This is a genomic window from Chryseobacterium bernardetii (genome assembly GCF_003815975.1).
Lineage (GTDB): Bacteria > Bacteroidota > Bacteroidia > Flavobacteriales > Weeksellaceae > Chryseobacterium > Chryseobacterium bernardetii.
Map to the genome: position 1 here is coordinate 3,516,561 of NZ_CP033932.1, position 22,450 is coordinate 3,539,010.

The 22,450-nt window shown below is 35.4% G+C and carries 19 protein-coding genes; 6 read left to right on the plus strand and 13 right to left on the minus strand.

Features of this window, described 5'->3' with window-relative positions; translation table 11 throughout:
* Nucleotides 1–87 precede the first annotated feature (87 nt).
* Entirely contained in the window at nt 88–1,284 is a 1,197-nt protein-coding gene (locus EG339_RS16025; protein ID WP_123870965.1) for a winged helix-turn-helix domain-containing protein, read from the minus strand.
* A 668-nt stretch (nt 1,285–1,952) separates the two neighbouring features.
* On the opposite strand from EG339_RS16025, the gene EG339_RS16030 reads away from it, so the two are divergent.
* The 3 genes from EG339_RS16030 (at nt 1,953) to EG339_RS16040 (ending at nt 5,177) form a co-directional block, all read left to right on the plus strand.
* Nucleotides 1,953–3,212 (plus strand): hypothetical protein, encoded by a 1,260-nt coding sequence (locus EG339_RS16030; protein WP_123870966.1) that lies wholly within the window; start codon nt 1,953–1,955, stop codon nt 3,210–3,212.
* A 176-nt stretch (nt 3,213–3,388) separates the two neighbouring features.
* Nucleotides 3,389–3,817, plus strand: coding sequence for a transposase (locus tag EG339_RS16035; RefSeq protein ID WP_123870967.1), 429 nt, complete (start codon nt 3,389–3,391; stop codon nt 3,815–3,817).
* A gap of 415 nt (nt 3,818–4,232) precedes the next feature.
* Complete coding sequence (locus tag EG339_RS16040) at nt 4,233–5,177, plus strand: helix-turn-helix transcriptional regulator (RefSeq protein ID WP_228459635.1); 945 nt, start codon at nt 4,233–4,235, stop codon at nt 5,175–5,177.
* A gap of 102 nt (nt 5,178–5,279) precedes the next feature.
* On the opposite strand, the gene EG339_RS16045 is transcribed toward EG339_RS16040, so the two are convergent.
* Nucleotides 5,280–5,699 carry an EamA family transporter gene (locus EG339_RS16045; RefSeq protein ID WP_123870968.1) on the minus strand — a complete coding sequence of 140 codons (420 nt, stop codon included), beginning with the start codon at nt 5,697–5,699 and terminating at the stop codon, nt 5,280–5,282.
* Nucleotides 5,700–5,812: 113 nt separating this feature from the next.
* A complete protein-coding gene (locus tag EG339_RS16050; RefSeq protein WP_123870969.1) occupies nt 5,813–6,505 on the minus strand; it encodes an SMI1/KNR4 family protein in 693 nt (230 codons plus the stop codon).
* Nucleotides 6,506–6,979: 474 nt separating this feature from the next.
* On the opposite strand from EG339_RS16050, the gene EG339_RS16055 reads away from it, so the two are divergent.
* Nucleotides 6,980–7,621, plus strand: a complete 642-nt coding sequence (locus tag EG339_RS16055) for a DUF1062 domain-containing protein (protein WP_123870970.1) — start codon at nt 6,980–6,982, stop codon at nt 7,619–7,621.
* 194 nt (nt 7,622–7,815) lie between these two features.
* Here EG339_RS16055 and EG339_RS16060 read toward each other — a convergent pair whose 3' ends face one another.
* The 5 genes from EG339_RS16060 to EG339_RS16080 form a co-directional block, all read right to left on the minus strand.
* On the minus strand, nt 7,816–8,742 hold the full coding sequence (locus EG339_RS16060; protein WP_123872703.1) for a Dyp-type peroxidase: 927 nt from the start codon (nt 8,740–8,742) through the stop codon (nt 7,816–7,818).
* Nucleotides 8,743–9,035: 293 nt separating this feature from the next.
* Entirely contained in the window at nt 9,036–9,944 is a 909-nt protein-coding gene (locus tag EG339_RS16065; RefSeq protein ID WP_185147654.1) for a PhzF family isomerase, read from the minus strand.
* 76 nt (nt 9,945–10,020) lie between these two features.
* Nucleotides 10,021–10,776, minus strand: coding sequence for a LytR/AlgR family response regulator transcription factor (locus tag EG339_RS16070; RefSeq protein WP_123870971.1), 756 nt, complete (start codon nt 10,774–10,776; stop codon nt 10,021–10,023).
* Nucleotides 10,773–11,633 (minus strand): sensor histidine kinase, encoded by an 861-nt coding sequence (locus EG339_RS16075; protein WP_164465346.1) that lies wholly within the window; start codon nt 11,631–11,633, stop codon nt 10,773–10,775. The genes EG339_RS16070 and EG339_RS16075 overlap by 4 nt, the downstream gene beginning before the upstream one ends.
* Before the next feature lie 242 nt (nt 11,634–11,875).
* Nucleotides 11,876–12,772: a DUF6268 family outer membrane beta-barrel protein gene (locus tag EG339_RS16080; protein ID WP_123870973.1), complete on the minus strand. Its 897-nt coding sequence runs from the start codon at nt 12,770–12,772 to the stop codon at nt 11,876–11,878.
* A gap of 482 nt (nt 12,773–13,254) precedes the next feature.
* Here EG339_RS16080 and EG339_RS16085 point away from each other — a divergent pair, with 482 nt between their 5' ends.
* Together EG339_RS16085 and EG339_RS16090 are read left to right on the plus strand one after the other, a co-directional pair.
* Nucleotides 13,255–14,745 (plus strand): tetratricopeptide repeat protein, encoded by a 1,491-nt coding sequence (locus EG339_RS16085; RefSeq protein ID WP_123870974.1) that lies wholly within the window; start codon nt 13,255–13,257, stop codon nt 14,743–14,745.
* A gap of 494 nt (nt 14,746–15,239) precedes the next feature.
* Nucleotides 15,240–15,653: a hypothetical protein gene (locus EG339_RS16090; protein ID WP_225718053.1), complete on the plus strand. Its 414-nt coding sequence runs from the start codon at nt 15,240–15,242 to the stop codon at nt 15,651–15,653.
* Between the two features lie 99 nt (nt 15,654–15,752).
* Here EG339_RS16090 and EG339_RS16095 read toward each other — a convergent pair whose 3' ends face one another.
* The 5 genes from EG339_RS16095 to EG339_RS16120 all read right to left on the minus strand — a co-directional run bounded on the left by EG339_RS16095 (nt 15,753) and on the right by EG339_RS16120 (nt 22,336).
* Entirely contained in the window at nt 15,753–16,181 is a 429-nt protein-coding gene (locus tag EG339_RS16095; RefSeq protein ID WP_123870975.1) for a hypothetical protein, read from the minus strand.
* Nucleotides 16,182–16,735: 554 nt separating this feature from the next.
* The gene (locus EG339_RS16105) at nt 16,736–17,149 is read right to left on the minus strand and encodes a hypothetical protein (RefSeq protein ID WP_123870976.1); all 414 of its coding nucleotides are present in this window, start codon (nt 17,147–17,149) and stop codon (nt 16,736–16,738) included.
* A 197-nt stretch (nt 17,150–17,346) separates the two neighbouring features.
* A complete protein-coding gene (locus EG339_RS16110) occupies nt 17,347–18,546 on the minus strand; it encodes an MFS transporter (protein ID WP_123870977.1) in 1,200 nt (399 codons plus the stop codon).
* A 178-nt stretch (nt 18,547–18,724) separates the two neighbouring features.
* Nucleotides 18,725–19,336: a response regulator transcription factor gene (locus tag EG339_RS16115; RefSeq protein WP_123870978.1), complete on the minus strand. Its 612-nt coding sequence runs from the start codon at nt 19,334–19,336 to the stop codon at nt 18,725–18,727.
* 6 nt (nt 19,337–19,342) lie between these two features.
* The gene (locus EG339_RS16120) at nt 19,343–22,336 is read right to left on the minus strand and encodes a sensor histidine kinase (protein WP_123870979.1); all 2,994 of its coding nucleotides are present in this window, start codon (nt 22,334–22,336) and stop codon (nt 19,343–19,345) included.
* Nucleotides 22,337–22,450: the final 114 nt, after the last annotated feature.

Consider the following 22,450-nt stretch of genomic DNA (forward strand, 5'->3'; position numbering starts at 1 on the left):
ATAATATTGCAAACTATATTCGTAGACTTTTAAGTCAGTTGATAATAATACTTTTGAGGCATCTTTTTATGTAAATCTATCAATAAACTAATAAGACAAGGCTTTACTGATCTTATTTTTCAGTTTAGACGGACTCACTTTGGTCAGCAGCAGAGATTCGCAGTCATTAAAAGACGCGAAACGCTTTACTGCATCAGTGAAAGATGGCAGCCAAAGCTCCGGAGCAATGTCTGGATTCTCAATATGAAGGTGGATCAACTCAAATTTTTTATCCTTTCTGTGGGCTTTACAGTCAACTCTTCCGATAAAGGTGTTTCCAAATAATACAGGCAGGCAGAAATAACCATATTGTCTTTTTTCCTTGGGAACATAACACTCAAGACGGAAATCAAAATCAAAAACCTGTTTAATACGGTCCCTGTGAATAATGGAATTGTCAAATGGAGATAGAAGTTTTACACCTGATCCTGCTATATCTTCAGATTTTTCAAGTAAATCAGTCTGAATAAAAACGGGAGAAATTCCTTCAACAGAAATTTTCTGTATTTCACCCTTTTCAAGCAAAGTTTCTAAAATCAAATTCACATTTTTTTTCAATACATCACCTTTTCTGAGGTGGGTAATCTGTTTTAAGCCAGTAAAACCATAAGCACGAAGAGCAGTTTTTACTAAATACTCAGCAAGCTCAAATGGGGTAGGCTCTGTGACATTAACAGAGGATGGCAGTACTCTTTCTGTTAGATCATAGGTTTTCTGCATGCCGCTCCGTCCGCTTATCATCAGGTCTCCCTGCATGAAAAGTCTTTCAAGAGCCAGTTTTGCAGGCTTCCAGTTCCACCAGCTTCCGGTTTTATCCTTTTTACTCTCAAAATCTCTCGCCATTTTAGGGCCTTCGTTACGGATGGTGTCTACTACATATCTCATGACTTTTTTGTCTGCATTATAATAGTGAGAGTCGCTTTGCTTTATAAGAAGCATTTGAGGCAATGCATACCGGTAGTCCTTCATCGGAAGGTAAGAGGCAGCGTGGAACCAGTATTCGAATACTTTACGGTCCTCCACCAACTCATCAAGATAGTCTGTCTGAAAATCAGGGACTCTTGTCCATAAAGTGTGATGATGTGCTCTCTCTACCACAGATAAGGTATCAATCTGTATATATCCAAGATGCTCCATAGCTGCAAGTACTGCATCTTTGCCGGCCCCGAAAGGTGCTGTTTGGGTTAATCCCTGACGCTCTAATGTAATAAGCTGTAATGTTTGTAGTGAAGGTGTCTTTTTCATAGCAATAGGATTACAAATGTATTGAATTAATAGACAAACCCCTTATTATTCAAACAATGATTGCTGTCTTACTCTGTTATAAAAAAATCATGAAATCTGTATGAATCACGAAGTTTTTACTACGAAGAATTGAATTGAAATTTTTTAAAATTTTCTTTTTATAAGAATTTATGGAATAAATCCTTCATTAGAAATAACCTATGTGAGATTTGTTTTCGATTCAGTATTTAAAATTTAAAGGATTTATATGAAATTATAATTGTTTTTTGTAATCAATTGGTTATTAGTTGATTGATTTGTGTTTTTTCTTACTGAGCGTATCTGTGACGTATGTGTTTCTAAGGCTGTAGTGTATCTGTAGCGTATTAATTTTCTTGGGGTGAAGATAAAATAACTCTAACATTGTATCAAAATTTTAAATGATCAGGATGTATTTGGAAAAACACATTGGGATGTATGGAAAAGGAGCAGTATATCTATTTTTTCATGTGTTTTTTACCAGAGTACCTGCCCAGATATACATTGGGAAAAGATCAGAAACAACGAGTAAAGAAGAATATCAATTACGGTAGGAAAAGAAAATACAGATAAAATTTCCTTTATTATTTGATAGAAAACTTCTCTGGTTAAGACTATTTATCAATCAATTTAAATACAATAAACACAGAATGAAAAAGTATCTACTTCCATTATTTGTAATGGCTTACTCACTCAACTATTCACAAGTTGGAATCAATACATCTAATCCGCAGGGGATTTTCAATATTGATGGAAAAAAAGACAACAATGCCACGGGCAGCCCTACAGCAATACAACAGGCTAATGATTTTGTAGTAACAGCAGATGGAAGCGTAGGAGTGGGAACAACATCACCTGATCTGTCAGCAATGTTGGAACTCAATGTCAGTCAGCTGGCATCAGGCAAGCAGAAAGGTTTTCTGGGACCGAGAGTAGCTTTAACCGCTTATAATGATTCTTCTACAATTTCCAACCCTGCCACCGGATTATTGGTTTATAATATGGGAACACAGTCTACATTTACCTATGTGGGATATGTATATTGGGATGGCTCCCAATGGAGGCCTTTGGACGGGCGATCACTACAACAGGGAAGCATAGGGGCCCTGAGGTGTGCTGATGCTAGCCTTGATCCATTGACATATACTGCCGGAACGCCTTTTCAGGGAACAATGACTATTCCTTATACAGGAGGAAACGGGGGAATATATGCAGCACAGACACTAGGACCTGTAAACGGGCTTACTGCAGCCATTGCACAGGGGAATTTTGCACAGGGTTCAGGAACGTTAATTTATACGGTTTCCGGAACACCTACAGTATCCAGTCCTAATACAACAGTGTTTCCTGTTTCTATGGGTGGACAGACATGTAACGCAGAAGTGGGCGGTGGCAAGAAACTTAGTCCGGGGGAGTATCAGTTCTTCACCTATGAAGTTTCTGCAACCACAACAGGTTTGTTGAGCACTATGATACCGAATCCACCTATTTTAGGAGGGAAAGTTAGGCTGGACCTTAACTTTTTGTCAAGCTCTAATACAGGATCGGGTGGGGTAACTTACAATCCTAGATTAGTGAATGTATCTTCCGGTAATGTTAAAATGTGGTATTCTGCATTATCCAGTGTAGACCGTTTTCGTAGAGCCAATATTTTAGTAGCTCCCGGAGGTTACGTAGAAACAGATAACGGGATTTATCTTAACTGGGGAGATAATATGAACAGCAGTTCTACCCCTATTAATTCTACAAGCAGTTCTGATGATTCTCAGGAAATAGAAACTATAGATCTTGCTGTTGATGGGGTTTGGTACCGATTAACCATTTTTGTTTATGTGGATAACTTAAATGATACAATTCCTGCCAATAACATCAGACGGGTGCATATTACAGCGCAAAGAATGTCTTCTTAATATCAGGTTTCGGCGGGGCTCCGCCCCGCCGAAACCTTTAAAATAAACTTCCATACTGATAAATCAGTTAATCTCTGTAGCTTATCAGTCCTTTTGATACCTATCCTTAAACAAAACATAAACCGTTTTATAAGTACTGTTTTCTTCCGGATCCAACAGTATTTTAAAGAAAAAGCATGAATTATAAAAACATTCATATAGGAAAGCTGATAGAAAATGCGGTGTCCGAAAACCATATAGAACTGCCCCGTATCTGTAATTTCCTTCACTGTACAGAAAAAGAGATAGAAGAAATGTATGGTTGCAGCAGCCTGGATGCTGAAATTCTGCTGAGATGGAGCAAACTTTTGGAATATGATTTCTTCAGAATTTATTCCCAGCACCTTATTCTTTATGCTCCGGCTTTACCCAAAATTAAGAATACTTTACATGATGGGAAAAAAACAAAATTGCCTCAGTTCCGTAAAAATATTTATACCCGGGAACTTATAGATTTTATTCTTGAAAAGATGGAAAAAGGCGAAATGACAAAGGCAGAAATTATTATTCGATACAAAATTCCTAAAACTACCCTTTATAAATGGATTAGTAAATACAGTCGGTAAATATTTCAGAAAGAATTAGAGATAAACTGCTGTTGCAGGAAAATCAGCCTGTCAATATATTATCGGAATATGGAAGAGTGTAACAGCCGGATTATAAGCAGGCCTATCCAATATCTTCAGTAAATGTCCGGACCAATATAATCTGAATAAATATTTACTGTCGAAAATGAACTTTTAGCCTTAGATTCCAAGGCTCGATATCATTATTTCCGGAGCATCTGAAAGAAGGCAGCTGTCAATACTGTTCTTATAAAAGAACTGATATTCTGGAAATCCGGGCTTATAGTAAAGCAATCATTATCTACTCTTTTCCATAAAGTATTTTTAACCGGAATTCGCTGTTTTGGTAAAATATAAAACCGTTTTATTTATTTTTGTATTTAATTTTATGTTTCTTGGTAAATATCTATAAATTATGTTTCGTAAAATCTGGGATTATATAGCGAACAGGCATATTGCTCCCAATACAGATCCGCTTGAGCTGATTGAAGCTCAGAGAATGAATTTATTTGCATTTTCTATTGGAGCTGTTTTGATCTTTAATGGTTGTAGGGATTTGTTGTTCGGTTTAAAGATCAACTTTTTTGCATTATCAGCTTTGGGAATATTTTATCTTTTCCTTTTCTTCTTTACAAAAGTACGTTATAATATTTTTCTGACCTTGTTTAGTTTGGAACTGTTTCTGTTTCTGATCTTCTTTTTTTCATCCACTACAGGGTTTGAAAACGGTCTTTCATTATATTATTTTGTGATTATGCTGGCCTCGTTGTTTATTTTTAATTCCAAAAAGACAGTTGGGTATAATCTGATCGTTTATCTCACTGCGCTTATTCTTTTCAGTATCAGTCATTACTATAACTTCAGAATATTTACCATTGAAGGAGCAGATGATGTGCTGTTCTCGGAAAACCAAAGACTGATTACTTTTTTGCAGGTGTTTTTAGGCGTCAGCATCCTTGGATATTTTATCCTGACAAAACAATTCAAAATTGTGAAATTATACCAGCAGGCGATGAGAAGTGAAAAGATTATTGCTGATATGAGAGCAAAGATCAACAGTAAAGATCAGATAGACCTGGAAGGTATTGTAAAGCTGGCTATGAATGATGACATAGCTTTTATTCCTAAAGTAAAGCAGATGTTTCCCGATTTGTATAATAACCTGTTGGAAATTAATCCTGATATGAGTGCAGATGAGTTTAAACTTTGTACACTGATCAAGTTAGGCTTCACAACAAAAGATATTGCCGAGTACAACCACCTTGCAGTACGTACCATTCAAACAAGAAAGAGCCGACTAAGAAAATCATTCGGAATTTCAGCAGATGTTGATCTCTACAAATGGATTGATACAGTATAAAAGATAACTATTTGATTAATAAGTTACAGTTAAATTAAATATTATCCTTAACCAATAGTAACTCTTCAATCCAGACCCTTTAATTTTTCCACAAATTAAGACTCATTGTTCAAAGATCAAAACAATAGTGCCTGTAATAATCAATAAAGCACCAATAGCCGTTTTTAAAGTAAGAGATTCACCAAGAAATAGAACGGAGAGAATAATTGTTAAAGCAATACTTAATTTATCCACAGGAGCCACTTGAGTTACTTTACCCATTTGTAATGCTTTAAAATAAAATATCCATGAAAGCCCGGTTGTAAGCCCGGAAACCACAAGGTAAATAAGATTATGGCGGGAAAGGGTCGGGATGCCTTTATATTCACTTCGAGCCAAAACAATTCCCCACGCTACCAGTAATATAATTACACTTCTGATAGCAGTAGCAAGGTTTGAGTTCACTCCTGTAATACCAATCTTGGCAAAAATGGCAGTGAGTGAAGCAAAAAACGCCGAAAGAACAGCATATATCCACCACATATCGTACAATTTTTAAATGATTAGCTAAAATAGTAACACACTCTGGAATCTTTAAACTAAGTTACAAAATAATATCGGCTTTTTTTTGATCTTAAGGCTTATATGATGCTGCCTTATACATCATCTTCCTCCATATCCTCATAAGAAATATAAGACCAGTCAATATCAGGAAGGTCCAGTATTTTTTCAAATCTGTCCTCCAAAGATGTGCCCGCAAAAACAGCATTACATTCATTCATTTCATTAAACGAAAGGCTAATAACTGAATAGTAGTTATCTGTATAAACCTTTTGTTTTTCCCATGAAATTTCAGGAACTTCAGACCAATCGCGCGGGATAAGTTTTACTGTTTCAGGAGTCACTGGTGAAAAAGAATTGGCGTTATAGAGAAGTCCGCCAAGCGTTCCGTTATACACAGCCATAGATAGAAAAAAATCTTCCAGCATTTCTGTTTCCTGGTGCCAGGCGGATTTCTGAATGGTATCATAATTTCCCCATACAGAAGGGTTTCCAATAGAAAGATCACTTTCTTTAATTCCCCATTGTACAACTCCTTGATTCTCTTCATAGAAAACAAGATATCTGTCTTCTGTAAAATAAATTGTATCGGGGCCTAAAAGCTTGTTATGCGAATCATTTACCTTTTCATTTTTGCCGATAATGAGATAATACTCACGAAGAACAGCCGGAAGTTTGATGTTCAGAGATTGCTCCACTGCTGCGATTTCTGTTTCTGAAAAACCGGAACTTTCCTCTTCAGGTAATTGAAACAAACGTCTTATTTTTCCGAGATAATTCATTTCCATGATAAAATACTTAAAGATAGCAAGCAAAATTGCAGCTTTTTATTTGAACCATCACGCTTTTCCCTGTTTTTATACTAAAAATTATCATCCTATTTTATGATTTGATTATTAAAATAAAGTGAGATAAAAACTTGTTTTTTTCACAGAATTAACTAATTTTATCCCAACCAAGTAAACAATTTGTTTTGAGAACAACTCTTAAACCTGTTATAGCTTAATATTAGCCTTCATAAACCATAGGCTAATTATTCTTTCGTTTGGATAACTCTATCCGAACAGGTTTTCATATAACCCTATTATTTTATTGCATTGCCAATGAGGCAACTGTATCTGCTATTTCTGCTTTTGAAAATTTTGTTGTTTAAAGAGGAATAGGAGAGTGTATTTCTATTCAATATATTTTGTACAGGCTCTTGTAATGCTTGAATAATAGGTGAAAAAATTACTAAAGAATATCATTAAGCACCAATTATAATGAGTATAGAGTATACATGGGTAGTAAATGCCCGGAACACGCCCCTTTTGAAAAAGAAATGCAGCCATTGTGACAGCAACAGATTTTATTGCAGTGATAAATTCAGACTGAATGCACAGAAAAAGAACATTGATATCTGGTTAATTTACCGCTGTGTAAAGTGCAATACCCGATACAATATGACAATATTTTCAAGGATCAGAACGGAATCTATCAGTAAAGAAATCTTTAACAGGCTTTCTGTGAATGATACAGAGCTGGCCTGGGAATATGCCTTTTCCCGCGAAACAAGAAGAAAAAATAATGCAGAGGCAGATTTGGAAAGTGTAGCCTATGAAATTCAGTTTGATGAGATTCCGGCAGAGCAGATAATGGCTTCAGACAGTGACTTGCTGAGCTTTACAATCAAATATCCTTTCGATTTTAATCTGAGAATATCTACAGTGGTGAGAACCTGCTTAAACCTTCCGTCAAATAAAATGAATCAATTGATTGATGCAGATGCCATTTCCGTACATGGAAGACCATTACAGAAAAAGCATAAAGTAAAGAACGGTGATGTTGTTAAGGTTAACAAAAATATATTGAAAAGTATATTATGCAGGGAGGAGAAACAGGCTGAAGCAAGTTTAAAAGCATAAATCTCCATAAAAGAATAAACTGTATAATATTTGCCACTAATGCACTAAAAAACATGCATTAGTGGCAATTAAAAATCTGTGCAGTCTCCGGAATCTCCGGGATTAAAAATATGGCTTTCAAACATATTCTTTATTCATAATGACATTTTGAATAAAGCCATTTATTTTAATAATAAATTATCGTATGATTTAACTTATGAAGAAAACTCATCCAGCATATCCGCTGATGGAACAAAGAATAAGGTTCCGGTTTGCGCAGTACTGAAATCAAGGATTCTGTCGTAATTTCCTACAGGATTACCAATGAACATATTCGTCAGCATTTTTTCAACGGTGCTGAATGTGCTGGCATAACAGATAAAATAAGTTCCCATTTCATTCGTGGAAACATTTCCAAAAGGCATATTGTCTCTCACTACCTTAAAATCATCGCCTACGTTAGCCAGAGCAATATGGGAATTTTTAGGTTTTATATCATCATCCATCTCAATATCCTGTTCTTTGGATCTTCCAATCACTTTTTCCTGATCTTCTACGGAAAGAGACTTCCATGCATTCATATTATGGATGTATTTCTGAACAAAAAGATAACTTCCGCCTTCATATTCAGGATCAGAATCACCAATCACAGCAAAATATTCACGGTCTTTCCCATGCGGATTTTCCGTACCATCCACAAAACCTAAAATAGATCTGCTGTCCCAGTAACGGAAGCCCTGAACTTCCACCACACAGTCGGCAATTTCTGTCATGAAATCCGAAATTGTGGAAGCCATATCATAGGCAAGGCTCTTTTCATCAGAACGGATGTGGAAATGAATATCTCCTCTCGTACTCACAGCGGTATGTTTACTGCCTTTTATTTCTTCAAATTTTTTAAATTCTTTAGGCAGCGGACTAGGTAATTCAAGTTGTAGCCAGGCTTCGTAACCGATTCCCATCACACAGCTTGCTTTTGAATTCGGAAAACGGTCCAAAGCTGAATTGTTCAGATTGGTGATCAGGGCACACATTCTCTGAAATACAGATTTAATTTTGGAAGAGTCTGCATCCTGCTTGAAATTCCAGACCAAAAAGTAGGTATTGTTGTTGGGATAATCGGTTACATTCTGAGAATTCATGTTTTTTTGTGTTTCGTTTGTGGGCATTTTTACTTTTCTAATGAATCAAATTTAATAAATGATAGTGGTACCACACCACTTTATTCTTAAGATAAACAATTTATGACATTTTTCAGCTGTTTTAAAAAGGATCTGACATTGTTTTCAGGATGCGATCAATGGGATTCTATTAGCTCTTTTCCTGAATAGTTACTGATGCTCTTCTTAAGACCTTTCTTATCTATTCAGGATAAAAACAGGATTCACGCCTAAAAACTACAGGAAAAACCGGAAGAAGCTGGATCAGGTCCAGATTAAACATGCATCACAGTACGGAATACATGAACAGCATTTCCTGTAATTCTTATCATTTCCGGAATATGATTTTTGATGGTAACCTCAACCTTCATTTGCCCGATCCGATTGATGGCTTCTCCCTGCTTTGCTATAAATTCAAAGGCTCCATCAGAAGCTTCTACGATTTTATTCTGAATAAGATATCCGCCCAAAGGTCCATTGGCATTGCCTGTAACAGGATCTTCCTGAATACCGATGGCAGGGGCAAACATTCTTCCATAGGTTAAAATATCCTGATCCTCAGAATCAAAAGTAAATACAAAATAACCGTTACAGTTAATTTCTTTGCTGAGGTCTGCTAAAGCGTTAAAATCCGGAGTCAGATGATTCAACAGGGTTCTGCTGTTAATGCCAATCATCACTTTGGAATGGCCTGTTGAAGCGATCTGTATGGGACATTTCTCATTCAGATCTTCTGTTTTTAATCCCAGTGCATCCGTAATTCTTTGTTGTATGGATGGCTCAAAAGAAGATTCCAGGCTAAAGCTTCCCTGAGTCATTGTAATTTGGTAGTCATGATCTGTTTTCAGAATGTCAATAGGTAAAACTCCAACCTGGGTATTAATTCTGATAGAGCAGGAGTCTAATTGGTCTTCTATAGCTTTGGCATAAAGCGCTCCGATGGTCGCATGTCCGCATATAGGAACCTCAGTGGTAGGGGTGAAGTAACGTATGCGATAATCAAAATTATCAGCCCGATCAGGTTTCAATACAAATGCTGTTTCCGAATTATTGAGCTCCCTTGCAATAAGCTGCATCTCATCAGTGGTCAGCTTTTCAGCATTGAGTACAACACCCGCAGGATTCCCTTTGAATTTTTCTTTTGTAAAAGAATCAATTTGATACACAATTACTTCCTTCATCATACCTTATTAAATCAGGATAAAGGTAAGTATAAATAAGCTGATCTCGTATGTTTTTAGTAATGCATTTCTAATTTATTTAATCATCGTTCAGCCATTCAAGGAAGTTTTGAACCCGTACCCGGCTCACAATAATCTCATGGGGACATCCCGGCTCAAATTCAATTGCCAGCCTGCTGTTAACAACTTTTTTAATTCCTTTAATCGCCTTGATATTGGCAATGCAGTTCCTGGAAACTCTGAAAAAAATATCTTCCGTAAGCTGTCCCTCCAATTGATCCAGTGTATAATTGATAATATATCTTTTGTTATCAAATGTATGCAGCATCACTACTTTTTCTTCACTGTAGAAGTAGGAAATATTTTTAGATTCCACGTATAGGTATCTGTCATGGGAATGAACAAGAAATCTGTTTTTCACCTTTTTCATCAGAGAAGATTCTACCATCCGGATGCCTGTTTCCTTTTGTTCTTTGTCAAAATGAAGATCTTCAAGTTTGATGAGTGCACGTTCCAGATCTTCTTCAGAAATAGGCTTTAACAGATAATCAATACTATTAACTTTAAAAGCCTGTATGGCATATTCATCATAAGCCGTTGTGAAAATAATAGGAACTTCTACCTTAATTGGGTTGAAAATTTCAAAACAGCTGCCATCTGATAAGCTGATGTCCATCAAAATAAAATCGGGTTGGTACTCTTGCAGGAATTCAACAGATTCCAACACGCTTTCTGTTCTTCCCAATAACTGATAATCCGGGCGAAGACGCTCTACCATTCGTTTCAATTCAGAAAAAGCAAGGCGCTCATCTTCAATAATTAAATATTTTTTCATTCTACGAAAGGTATTTTGACAATAAAATCATTCTGTTCTTCTATTATTTCCAGTTTTTTATGATACCGTTGATATTGTGTAGTAAGAAAAGATAAACCAATCCCTTCTCCTTTCGTAATATCATTTCGCAAAAATATTCTATTTCTGAAAGATATTCCGTTTTCATCCACAGAAATGTAGATCAATAAAGGATTTGCAGCAGAACTTATATTATGTTTAAAAGCATTTTCCAGAAGGAGCTGAAAGCTGAAGGCCACTAATTTGCGATGTTCCCATTGTTTAATAGGTTCAATTTCTATTGTAAAGCCATTTTCAAATCTTATTTCCATCAGAAACAGGTATTGCCGGAAAAAATGCATTTCCTCCTGTAATGTATTCAGAGGTTTTTTACTTACAGATAAAACCTGTCTGTATACCTGTGACAAGGCTTTAGTGTATTTATTTGCCTGTTCCTGATTTTCATAGATAAGTGAAGACAATACATTCAGAGAATTGAATAAAAAATGAGGGTTTACCTGTGCCCTTAATGCATTGTACTGATACATCAGCATATCCCGTTTGGCTTTCTCAGATGCCTTAATCGCTTTACGCTCTGCCTGGAAATAAAACAAAAGATCAATGACCAGAAGAATTGGTAAATTAGCTGTAATATTGAGGATAAGGCTTGTTTTATAAGAAAGTGACTGCCGGATTCCCACATCCATTACTTCTGTCACTATGAAGTTGAAAATAACATACAAAAGAATGCATAGCAGGATATTGCTTACAAAAAGAGAGGAAGCATGTCTGTATAAACTGCTGTGCAGGGGAGTAATTTCATTAATAAACTTAATCAAAAGATAATCCAGGAAAGTCATTATCAGGACAATTGGATAAAAAATGGCAAGCTGGAGCAGAAAATTGTCCCATAAGCTGATTTTTGAAAGAATGCTGCTCTTTAAAATTGTATTGAAAAAAATAATTTGATATATAGTATATAGAATCGTGACCAAAAAATAATAAAGGGGAAGCACATATCTTTTGATTTTCATCTCCTGATTCGGGAAAATTTCAGAAAGATCCATATTAGTTCTGTTTATAAAAATAGTTTGAGTATTTCTTAGTTATGTTTTTTTGCAAAGTTATATTTTATCCCCGCAGAAATATAGAACGAAGGGTCAAAAGTTGCATTTCCCCATTTAAGAAAATTAGATGGCTCCCTGTCACGGTAACGGTCCGTACGTCCAAAATTTGCACCAAACGTACCGCTTACTGTCCAGTTTTTGAATCGGTATTCCGGTTCCATCCCTAAACTTACATAATGATGATCGAAATATTTCTTTTGGCCCTCAATTTTAGCAAGTGAAAAGAAAAACTTAGGTCTGTTCACAATGCGTAAAGCAAATACATCATTAAACCTGTATCCTACAGAAAATTTGGGATTATAGCTCAACTCTGCATGGTATTCCATTCCATGGGCTTTTTCACTGTGGTACTGAAAATAAGGCATGGGAATAAGCATAGGTTTATCAAAGGCATTATTCCCAACAAGGGCTACTCCAAGTTTTATTTTGGGGCGAACCTGCCATATGAAAGATGAATAGACATTCACTACAACATGATCCATCTCCAGTTTTTTCACATCGGTATGGGTAGAGTAGACCCCGGCAGAAGCTCCTCCAATGAACATAAGCTTTTCATTTAATGGAGTCATATACATTACCCCAAAATCTGCAGAACCCATTTCTTTGGGCAGGGCTTCGGCTGCGGTCCCTTCATTACTGAATGAGGTATAAGAAGCATTAAGGGTTGCTGCCCATATGGAAGGCTGCTGATAGCCTGATGGGTTAATACTTACAGGAATTGTTGCTGTAAAAGTAGTGGTGAGTGAAGAACTTTTATCTCCGTTATTATTGATGTATTTTTGTTGAGGCAGGTACTCTGATCTCAGTTCTATCTGTGCAAAAACATAAGCAGCCTGTGTAAATGCAGCAATTATCATCCATTTTTTTCTCATTATTTTCTTTTTTTTGACACCACAAAGAAACTCTAATGTTTTTTTAATTTGTTATTGTTCAGTGCGTTAAATGATGTATTGCAGAATGAGACAGATGAAGTGTAGTATTTCTAAGATAAATTGTAATGTGTGAAAATGAAAACCTGCCTGTCAATCGTTTTTTTCAAAATAAAGGTTTTAGGATAGTATTAAAAACGCCACAAATACATAAATAAAAAGATAAATATTATGGCAATCATCCTGAAGATTTGTATTAAAGCTTATAGAACTGGAAGGATAAAAATAATGTTATTTTAATAGGAGATAGCTTCTTTTTTATACTGAACAGAAAGATATTTTTATTCCTTTTTAACTTTTTTGTGTAATTATTTTCACTGTCAGCAGAAACTTTTTAAAAGATTTGGAATGCTATTTGTAATGCAATAGCAAATCTAAAATGGATGGAATTTATTATCAATCAAACATTTATGTTGAATGTATAAATGATAAAACTTAACGATGATGATCCTAAAATAATTAATAGCATGTTCCCACCTCAATTATACAGAATATTTAAATCATATAATCTGCTCCTGTTAATCCTGCTGTGCTCTGCCGGATCAGTTTACGGCCAGAGAGCATTTTCGCATCAAAAGTTTGACAGTATACTGTTGAAGAAAACAGAATCACTTCGTATTCAGGGAGATTATGAAAACCTTGTCCGCCTGAATAAAGACTATCTGAACCTTGCCGAAGAAAATAGCTATAGGGAAGGAATCATTCTTTGCTATATCAATATTTCTAACATTTCAGCAACCATTGGAAATTATAAAAGAGGATTGTCTTATCTTTCCCTGGCTGAAAAAGAGCTTAAGAAGATCAACAGCCCTGTTTTAAAAGCAAGGCTCTATCAGGAACATGCCCAGCTGAATGGGGTAATAGGCCTTTATAAAAGCGCTTTGGATCTGAATGCAAAAGGTTTGTTCTATCTCAAAAACATCCCAGATCAGGAGAAAAGGAAATTTTATTTGTACCGGCTTTATGCCAACAGGGCTGATTTTTTATATAAAGTAAATAGGGCAGACTCAGCGTACATTTATTTACAGAAAGGGAAAAGAATTGATGGACAGGGTGTTTTACTGAATACACTTTTAGCTAAGTATCATCTGATGTACACCAAAAGAAAAGATTCAGCTTTGATCTATCTTCAGAAAGCGTCCGGAAAAATTGTTAATACCGGTAAAGTAAACATCCAGAATGGTTTTGTGGATCTTACTTATGGGGACTATTACTTTTCTCTGGAGGACTATAAAACAGCATTGGATTACTACAGTAAAGCATTGGATTACTACAGTAGAACCAACAGGTTATATAATATTCCCGGAGTTTATGAATCTATAGCCAAAACCTACAAAATGCTGAATGAGCCTAAGAAGGAAGAAGAGGCTATGAAGAAATATACAGAGGAAAAAACCGCATTGGAAAATATTCAGAACGAAGCCATTAATATTTCAATAGATCATATGCTGAGTGATAAAGATGAAGAATCTAACGGCTTTCAGAAGAAGATTTACCTTTACATCAGCTTTATTGTTATTTTATCACTGGCTATTTTTATCTTACTTTATCGGCATAACAGAGCACTAAGGCAAAAGAAGAACGAGCTCAAAAGTGAAGCACTTTCCCTGAAAAGTAGGATCAATGACTCGTTTGATGAATTAGTAGGGCTGGCTAAAAAGAATGATTCTACATTTTTGACTAGATTCCAGGAAATTTATCCTGAATTTTGCCCAAGGCTTCTGGAAATCAACCCAAGACTCGGTGCTTCGGAACTTACATTTTGTGCGATGATAAAGCTTAATTTCACTTCAAAGGAAATTGCAGAATATACCTTTATCCAGCATAAATCTGTACAGCAGAAAAAGCACAGATTAAGAAAAAAACTGAACGTTCCCACAGAACAGGAGCTGTTTCTTTTCTTTGATTCTTTATAAATGCGAATTCCAAAAAGCAAAAAGTTTTCTTTAAAATCGTAATTATTCCATTTTTAATAATTGTAAAGCAGTTCAGTGTAATTTTAGTGGTCAAGAGATTACTCATCCTGTTTACAGTGAATTCCTTATAATTTGATTATAGTGTCAGTTATTCTCTACATTTTCCAGACTCCAGCTTCCTGATTTTATTCTTATAGATATTTGTCGATAAATGCCCTTATTTAAGGGCAGTACGGCAAATGTGGTATAAATGTAGTATGATAAAATTGTAGTCTTTTTAATAAGTTTTTTAAAATTTGCAAAAACTAAAAGAGGGGTAAAAAATAAATACCCGAAAAAACAATAAGATTCTGAAAACACAATGATCGCCCCTCTTTTTATGATCAAGAGATTTAGTAAAAAAGATGTTGGAAAACGATAAGAAAAATTTAAAGACCAATAGAAATAAAATGTTTAAAAAAATAAGTAAATTCATTCCATTAAATTAAACAGATATGAAAAATGTAAAACAATTTATTACAGTAATGGCCGTTGTAATGTTCGCTTCAGGAGTTTCCGCTCAGCTTAGTCCAAAAGGTGCCGGTTCAGACAAAGATAAACATGGTTGTAAAGGTTCTGCAGGATATACATTCTCAGTACTGAAAAACGACTGTGTAAGAATTTTTGAAGAAAAAATACAATTGAAAGAAGTAGATAACAAGAAATCTTATACTTCAAACGCTGCTGTAATCCTTAGTGAAGATGCCAGAAAAGCAGAAATATTCCTACCTTCATCTGAAGGAAGCCTTGTGCTGGATAAAATTGCATCTAAAAAAGCAGTGACCTACAAAAAAGGGCAGTATACGCTTACAAAAAACAAAAATGTTTATACTTTAAAACTAGCTAATAAAATAGTTTTTAAAAGCTAATCAAAACAGATTCATCAGTATCAGAGCACATTCATTTTTAGATATGTGAGTAAAGGCTGTCCTGATTAGGCAGCCTTTATATTTTGAAGCTCATCTTTTTTATTTATCCTGCCCAATATCCAGCCGGTCAAATTTTCCTTCAGCATTCCTGTGAAATCTGAAAAATACCGGAAAAACTCCCCATTGCCCGGCTTTAAAGTTTCCGTGAATATCCTTACTGTCATTTTCAACACGGTCTATGCTGAGAAACATTTCTTTACCGAGAGCATTGGCAAAAAATGATTTAAAGTCTACCTTATTTCCGTCATCGGTCATAACCGGGTTCTCAGTGAAGAAGCCATACCAGCTTTTATCTCCTGTTTGTAAGGCTTCTATAGCTTGTTTTACCTGAAGGTCTGTTATTTTTGATAAATCCATTGTCTGTTGCTTTTTTGAAATTGAAATTGGTTTTTCCTTAACTGCATTCTGGCCACAAGCTGTACATGAAACACCCATAGCCAGTAATATTGTAAAATTGGAAGATGTCATACCTAAGTTAATTTTTAAAAGGGTGTTGCAAGTAAATAATCAATAGATTTAGAAAAAGGAAAGGAAGCTCTATCAATACCCCTTTAAAATCTTTATCTGTAAGATGAAAGCAGATAATTAGTAAAATACCTGCAGCCATCAAAAAATTTCCCCATATAAAAGTTTTTGGAAATAAGATCAGGATAGAGGCAAGAATGGTAACCGCACCATTAATCATCAGTCACGTTTTATCAAAACCCCATTTCCCAAACATAGCGGTCATTTCCGGCTTTCCTGAAAACATGGCAATTCCCTGTTTGAAACCCATAAAAACAGCAGCAATAATAAGAATTGAATTCATAATTTTAAAAATCATATCCGGTGTTTTTTGTATTGATTAAAAAATAATTCAATACAAATATGCATGAAATGAATGATTTGTGTATGGTGAGTTTTTCGGATTTTTAACCTGTAGATGGCTGCCTTTTATAAACTGCTTACTTCCGGAGTATTCTAAAAGAAAACCACAGTTTATACAACTAAACTGTGGTTTTCGATAACTAAGAACTATTTAACTATAACTCTGTTTTCAGGTAGCCAAAATGTAATACAGGTTCTTTCCCGAATAAGCACGAGAAAATGTTCTGAAACTCGTGAATATACTTACATTTGATGGAATTACCATAAATTTTCAACCCTTCCAGTATTTTTCTGGAACTCAGGTCGATGTCATATTTGATAAATGGTTCCGGTCTTTCATACCTAATGGTCTGATCCGAACTGTAGGTTTTTGAAAAGCCAAGTTTCTCAAGCCATTCTTCTGTTATTTTAATAGGTCTGATAGACTCTGCCGGAACTGAAATACTGTGAATATCATTTTCAATTTTAACAAAATATTCCTGCTCTATACTCTGAAAAATTTCAGTGATCGTATAAATCTGATTTTTGTACTCGACTAAGTTTTTGATTTTAAGATCTGCTACGTTCATAATATTTTGAATTTTAGTGGATGATATGGTGATTTATAAAATATCAAATATTATGCCTCACATCGTATTGTAAGGCGGTGTTTCTGTGAAGAATAGGTTAAATTTTTAACAGAAAAAATTAAGAATATGTTAAAATAAAAGCATACAGCTGTTTCATTGGCTTTTTCTTATAAATAAAATGTGGTACGCGTGTGGTATCAGTTTTTTTTGTTTTGGAAAGACCTGTTGGCAGTTGCCAGAAAAAGGGCAGCCACTACAGAAATAGCAAGAAAAGCAATAAAAACATTCCAGGAATAGGCGTGAAGAAGATATCCGGTACCGGTTCCCAGAATACTTGATCCAAAGTAATAGAAAAGCCAGTAAATAGAAGTTGCTGAAGATTTGCCTCTTCTGGCATAAAGAGCTGTCATCTGGCTGGCCATGGTATGGGCTGCAAAAAAAGAAAAAGTAAATAATCCAAGACCAAAAATGAGGAGGTAAAGGTTTTCTGACAGCAATAATAAAGCACCGGCCAGCATACTGAGAATAGAACCTTTTAGAATAGTATTGGGAGGGATTCTTCTGGAAAGCCTTCCTACGGTCATGGTCCCGAAAACACCGAAGATATACATCAGGAATATAAAAGCAATAATAAAATGGCTTAAAGAAAATGGCTTGGCCTCCAGTCTGAATGTCAGATAATTATAAACACTCACAAATACCCCCATAACAAGGGCTGCAATAAGATATAACCGAAGCATGTAAGGATTGGTGAGGAAAAACTTCATTTGTTTTACCTTAAGGTGATAATCTGTTTTCTGTGGATTGAAAAATTTGGATTCGGGAAACAGTTTCCAGAATATGACACCCAGGATCAGGCTTTCTATCCCGATTACCAGAACCGCATTACGCCAGCCTATTTCTCCGGCCAAAATAGTAGCTAGAATTCTACCGCTCATTCCGCCAATGGTATTTCCGCTAAGGTACATACTGATGGCAGCCCCAATAACCGCGGCACTTACTTCCTCCGTAAGATAGGCCAGGGCCACTGCTGAAACACCAGAAACCACAAATCCTTTAAAAACTCCGATAGCGATCAGGAGACTGAGACTTGGAATCCATGTTGAAATAATGGTTAATAAGGCAGAAGAGATTAATGAAAAAGTCATCAGCCCCTTTCTTGAATAACTGTCTGCCTTAAAGGCAAAGAATAATAAACCCAATGCCATCCCGATGGTGGATGATGAGACCAATAGGGAAGTATCTCCAACAGATACCTTGAAATGTTCTGCAGCCATAGGCAGCATCGGCTGAAAAAGATAAAGCTGAGCAAATACCGAAAGTCCGGAAAAGAAAATACAAAGTTTTATATATCGGAAACGTTGGCTTCCCTGATCTGCTTTTTCCAATGGATTCATGATTTTTTGCAATTATAATGCAGTGGTTTCATAGAAAATAAGGAACGGTAAATTTCCTGATTATTTTTCAATTGTAAAAATCATTATCTCAATCATGGTGATAGGAGTTGATGATAGGATCTTGAAGGAGGAAGCAGGATAACATATTTGTAATCCTGGGCAACAACTGAACCATTCATCAGTGCATCATTTCATATACTTTGATAAGTTCTGCAATATTGGCTACATCAAGCTTCTGAAAGATCCTTTTTTTATAGGTACTTACCGTTGACATCTGAATGTTGAGTTTGTTGGCGATCTCAAGGTTACCGTTTCCATCTGCTAAAAGCTTAAAGATTTCATATTCTCTGGACGATAACTTTTCAGCTGGATTACTTTTTTTATTCTGAATGATAAGCCCAATCAGTTCTGCCGGGTAAAAATATCCTTTTTCAATAACGGTTCGTACAGCATTTTTAATCTCTTCCTCACTGCTTTGTTTGTTCAGATAGCCTTCTGCACCTTCCCGGATATATTGTATGGCTACATCTTTATCATATCCGGAAAATACAAGGATCTTGATATTATGCTGTATAGCTTTAAGCTCTGAGATCATTTTTTTATACTGAGTACCGGGCATATCAATATCTAAAATAATAAGACTGTACTCCTGGGATTCCAGCATTTTCTTTACTTGTCCGTAATTTTCTGCAAAATCAATCTTAAGTTGAGGGAATCCGGATTCCAGGACCAACGCGGTACCTGCCCTGACTACATAGTGATCATCAGCAATTAAAATTCTTTCATTCATAGTAAATTAGTTTTTATTGAGCATTAATTCCACAATTGTTCCCTGAGGCTGGTTATGACTAAAACTTATTTCAGCATTTATTTTTTTTACCAAATGAATAACCATGTGCAGCCCAAGGCCTTTTCCTTTAAAACTTGGAGTCTCCAGTTTAGGGTTTTTGAATAAATTCATGTACATATTAATTTGTTCATCCGGCATACCCGCTCCCGTATCAGAGACTGTTATGATAGTTTTCTGATCAATTTCTATTGCGTTAAGTTGTATTTCCCCATCAAAAGTATTTTTTACTGCGTTATCAAGAATATTATGGATAATAGCGGTTAAAATACTTTCATTAACATTGGAGTACACATTGTTCTCCGCAATATTGATAATCTTTGTTCCTCTTTCTTTCGCAATTTCACAGAAAAGTTTTTTCTTGATCTCCAAAATCCTGTTCACCAGATATTCTTCTTCTTCAAAAATATTTTCTGCTTTATAAAGTTCAGTATATTCTTTCAAGTTCAGGGTAAACTGATAAAGCTGTTCAGAAGATTTATAAATACTGTCAAAATACTTCTTCTGGAGCTCAAGATCATCAGATTCATGAAGTTTCTGGGAAAGCATTGCAATAAATCTTATAGGAGTGGTAATATCATGGCTAATGGTCTCCACCAGTTTTTTCTGATATTCAGTTTCCTTTCTTAAATCACTTTTTACCACTTCAAGATTCAGAGAAGTTTCCTTTAACTCAGAATTCTTATTGTGGACAATCTGTTTCAGAACTCTGTTTTTTATTCTTAAAAAATTGGTCATTAGCTGAACAATTATAATGATGATAAGTAAAATAACAACAGACGCAGAAACCCGGAACAGCAGTGTCTGGTAAAAAAATGGCTGAATTTTAAATCGGATGGATTTTTGGACAAATTGACCGTCCGGAGAAACTAACATTCTTACACTCAGGGTATAGTCTCCGGGTTCCAGATTGCTGATGCTGTACTTCAGCTCTTTTCCTGTAGTAACAGATTCCCATTCTGAGTTTTCCTTCCCGGATATTTTAGCTTCTAAATAAAGGTTTTCAAGATTAGAATAATAAGGAATGTCAATAAAAATCTCTGCTGTTTTATAATTGTTTTGAAGGGTAAGGGTATGATGAAAATACTGAGGCTCAGAATTTCCGATTTTTACTCTTTCTATGTAAATCCTGCTGGCGTCCGGATAAAAAGTTTTGACGCTGTCCGGATTGAAAAATACAAACCCGTCCATTGATGGAAAAACAAAATCACCATTTTCCAGTGCATAGGCGTTCGGCTGTGAACTTCCATTGAATTCATTCGTAAGGAAGCCATCCCTCTTAGTAAAACGATAATAATATACCGGTCTTTTCCCATCCTGTGCATACTGAAGCAGCTGCTTTTTAGGGACTTTGAAAAGTCCGTTATTGGAAGATATCCAATAGAAGCCTTTTCTGTCTTCCAGAATATAATGCGCAGACATAAGATGGTTACTTCTGTCAGTCGGCATTTTAATGAGCTTTCTGTTTCTGAGAAGATAAAAACCGCTCTTATTCGTCATCACCCATATAAGGTTATCCTTTGTTCTGATAATGCTTTTAACATGGATGTTTTTGTGAATAGGAGTAATGGTTTTGCTGCCTAACACTACAGAATACAGACCGTCATTGTTGCCCACCAGAATCTCATTATCACTGTACTGAAAGAAAGTATTGACAAAACTATTAAACTCATAGGTATAGTCCGGCCTTGAAAATGTATCCTCTTTAAAAATCTGGAGCTGGCTCTTTGAAGAATCCGAAAACGAAGCTCCATAAAGATTTCCACTCTGTAAGAAAGCCTGGAATCCCTGTTTTATAAAAGTAGAATCCTTTCTTTTATAACCGGAATTCTTATAGAATTTAATAATGCTGCTTCTTTTCCGGATCAGGATGTTTCCCGCCTTGTCATACATCATCAGATAATTGTCATTATTACCAAAAGGATATTTCTTCACAATTCCATCCCTGCTGAATTCTGTTCCGTCTTCCGCAATAATGGTATTCTTGCTGAAGGATAGGGAAGCATAGTAAACATTGTTGGAGAAATCTTCTTTTTTCTTGGCTACATAGAAATCAGAGAGCTTCAGAACATTTAACCCGTTATTCAGGGTGCCCAGATAAAGCTTGTTAAATTTCCATCCATAAAACATAGAACAATAAGAGTGACTTCCTATTTCGTTGTATTTTACAAGGAATTTAAGTGAAGGTTTATTGGAGTTTCCTGTCACAATGTAAATATCATTATGATTGATAACAAAGGTCTGATTCGTAATCTGCTGCCAATAAATTCTTGTATTAGGATCATTAAAAAGATTCGGTTCATCCTGAACAGAAACTTTTCCGTTATCAATAGAATATGTTTTTCTGTGTTTTATATCATTAATGAATAGAACTTCATTGAATACGAACATATTGTTCAGATCTTTATTGGAAAAAGGAATGGATATTTTTGTTTCCTTTCCTTTACTATCCTTATAAATGATGAGATTCTTCTCACTAAAGCTATAAGTTGAATTTTTTAGTTTTACAAAGTATTGGATATCATTGTAAAAATTACAGGCCAGAATGTTGTTTGCCACCCTGTGTATAAATTCATTTCCCGTTGTAAAAGTTATTTTATCACTGCTGTGAAGTTGTGTCAGCTTTGGGAACCTGTTTTTAATAATAACCTTGTTCTCCTGGAAATCATTAAGAACTGTAATGCTGTCCTGAGAAGAATCACCAATAAATTCACCAAAGTGAAGATTGTTGATTTTGAAATTATTGAACGTAATGAAGGAACTCCCGTCGTACCGTACAAGTCCGTTTTCAGTGGAGATCCAGATAAAGCCATACTTATCCTTAACAATAGCCTTCGCACTGCTTTGCGGAAGGCCGTTGTCAATATTATACCAGGTAGATGTATAGCGCTGTCCGTATATGTTGAAATATAAGCAAGTAAAAAACAATGCCCAAACTCTCATGCAAAACTGATCTGTGTCTCTTGCTAAAGCAAAAAACGGTTAATAATAGTTTTTGTACAAGTCGAAGTTTTTTTAGGTAGGAACGATTGGAAATAAATTTTTGTCATTAATTTT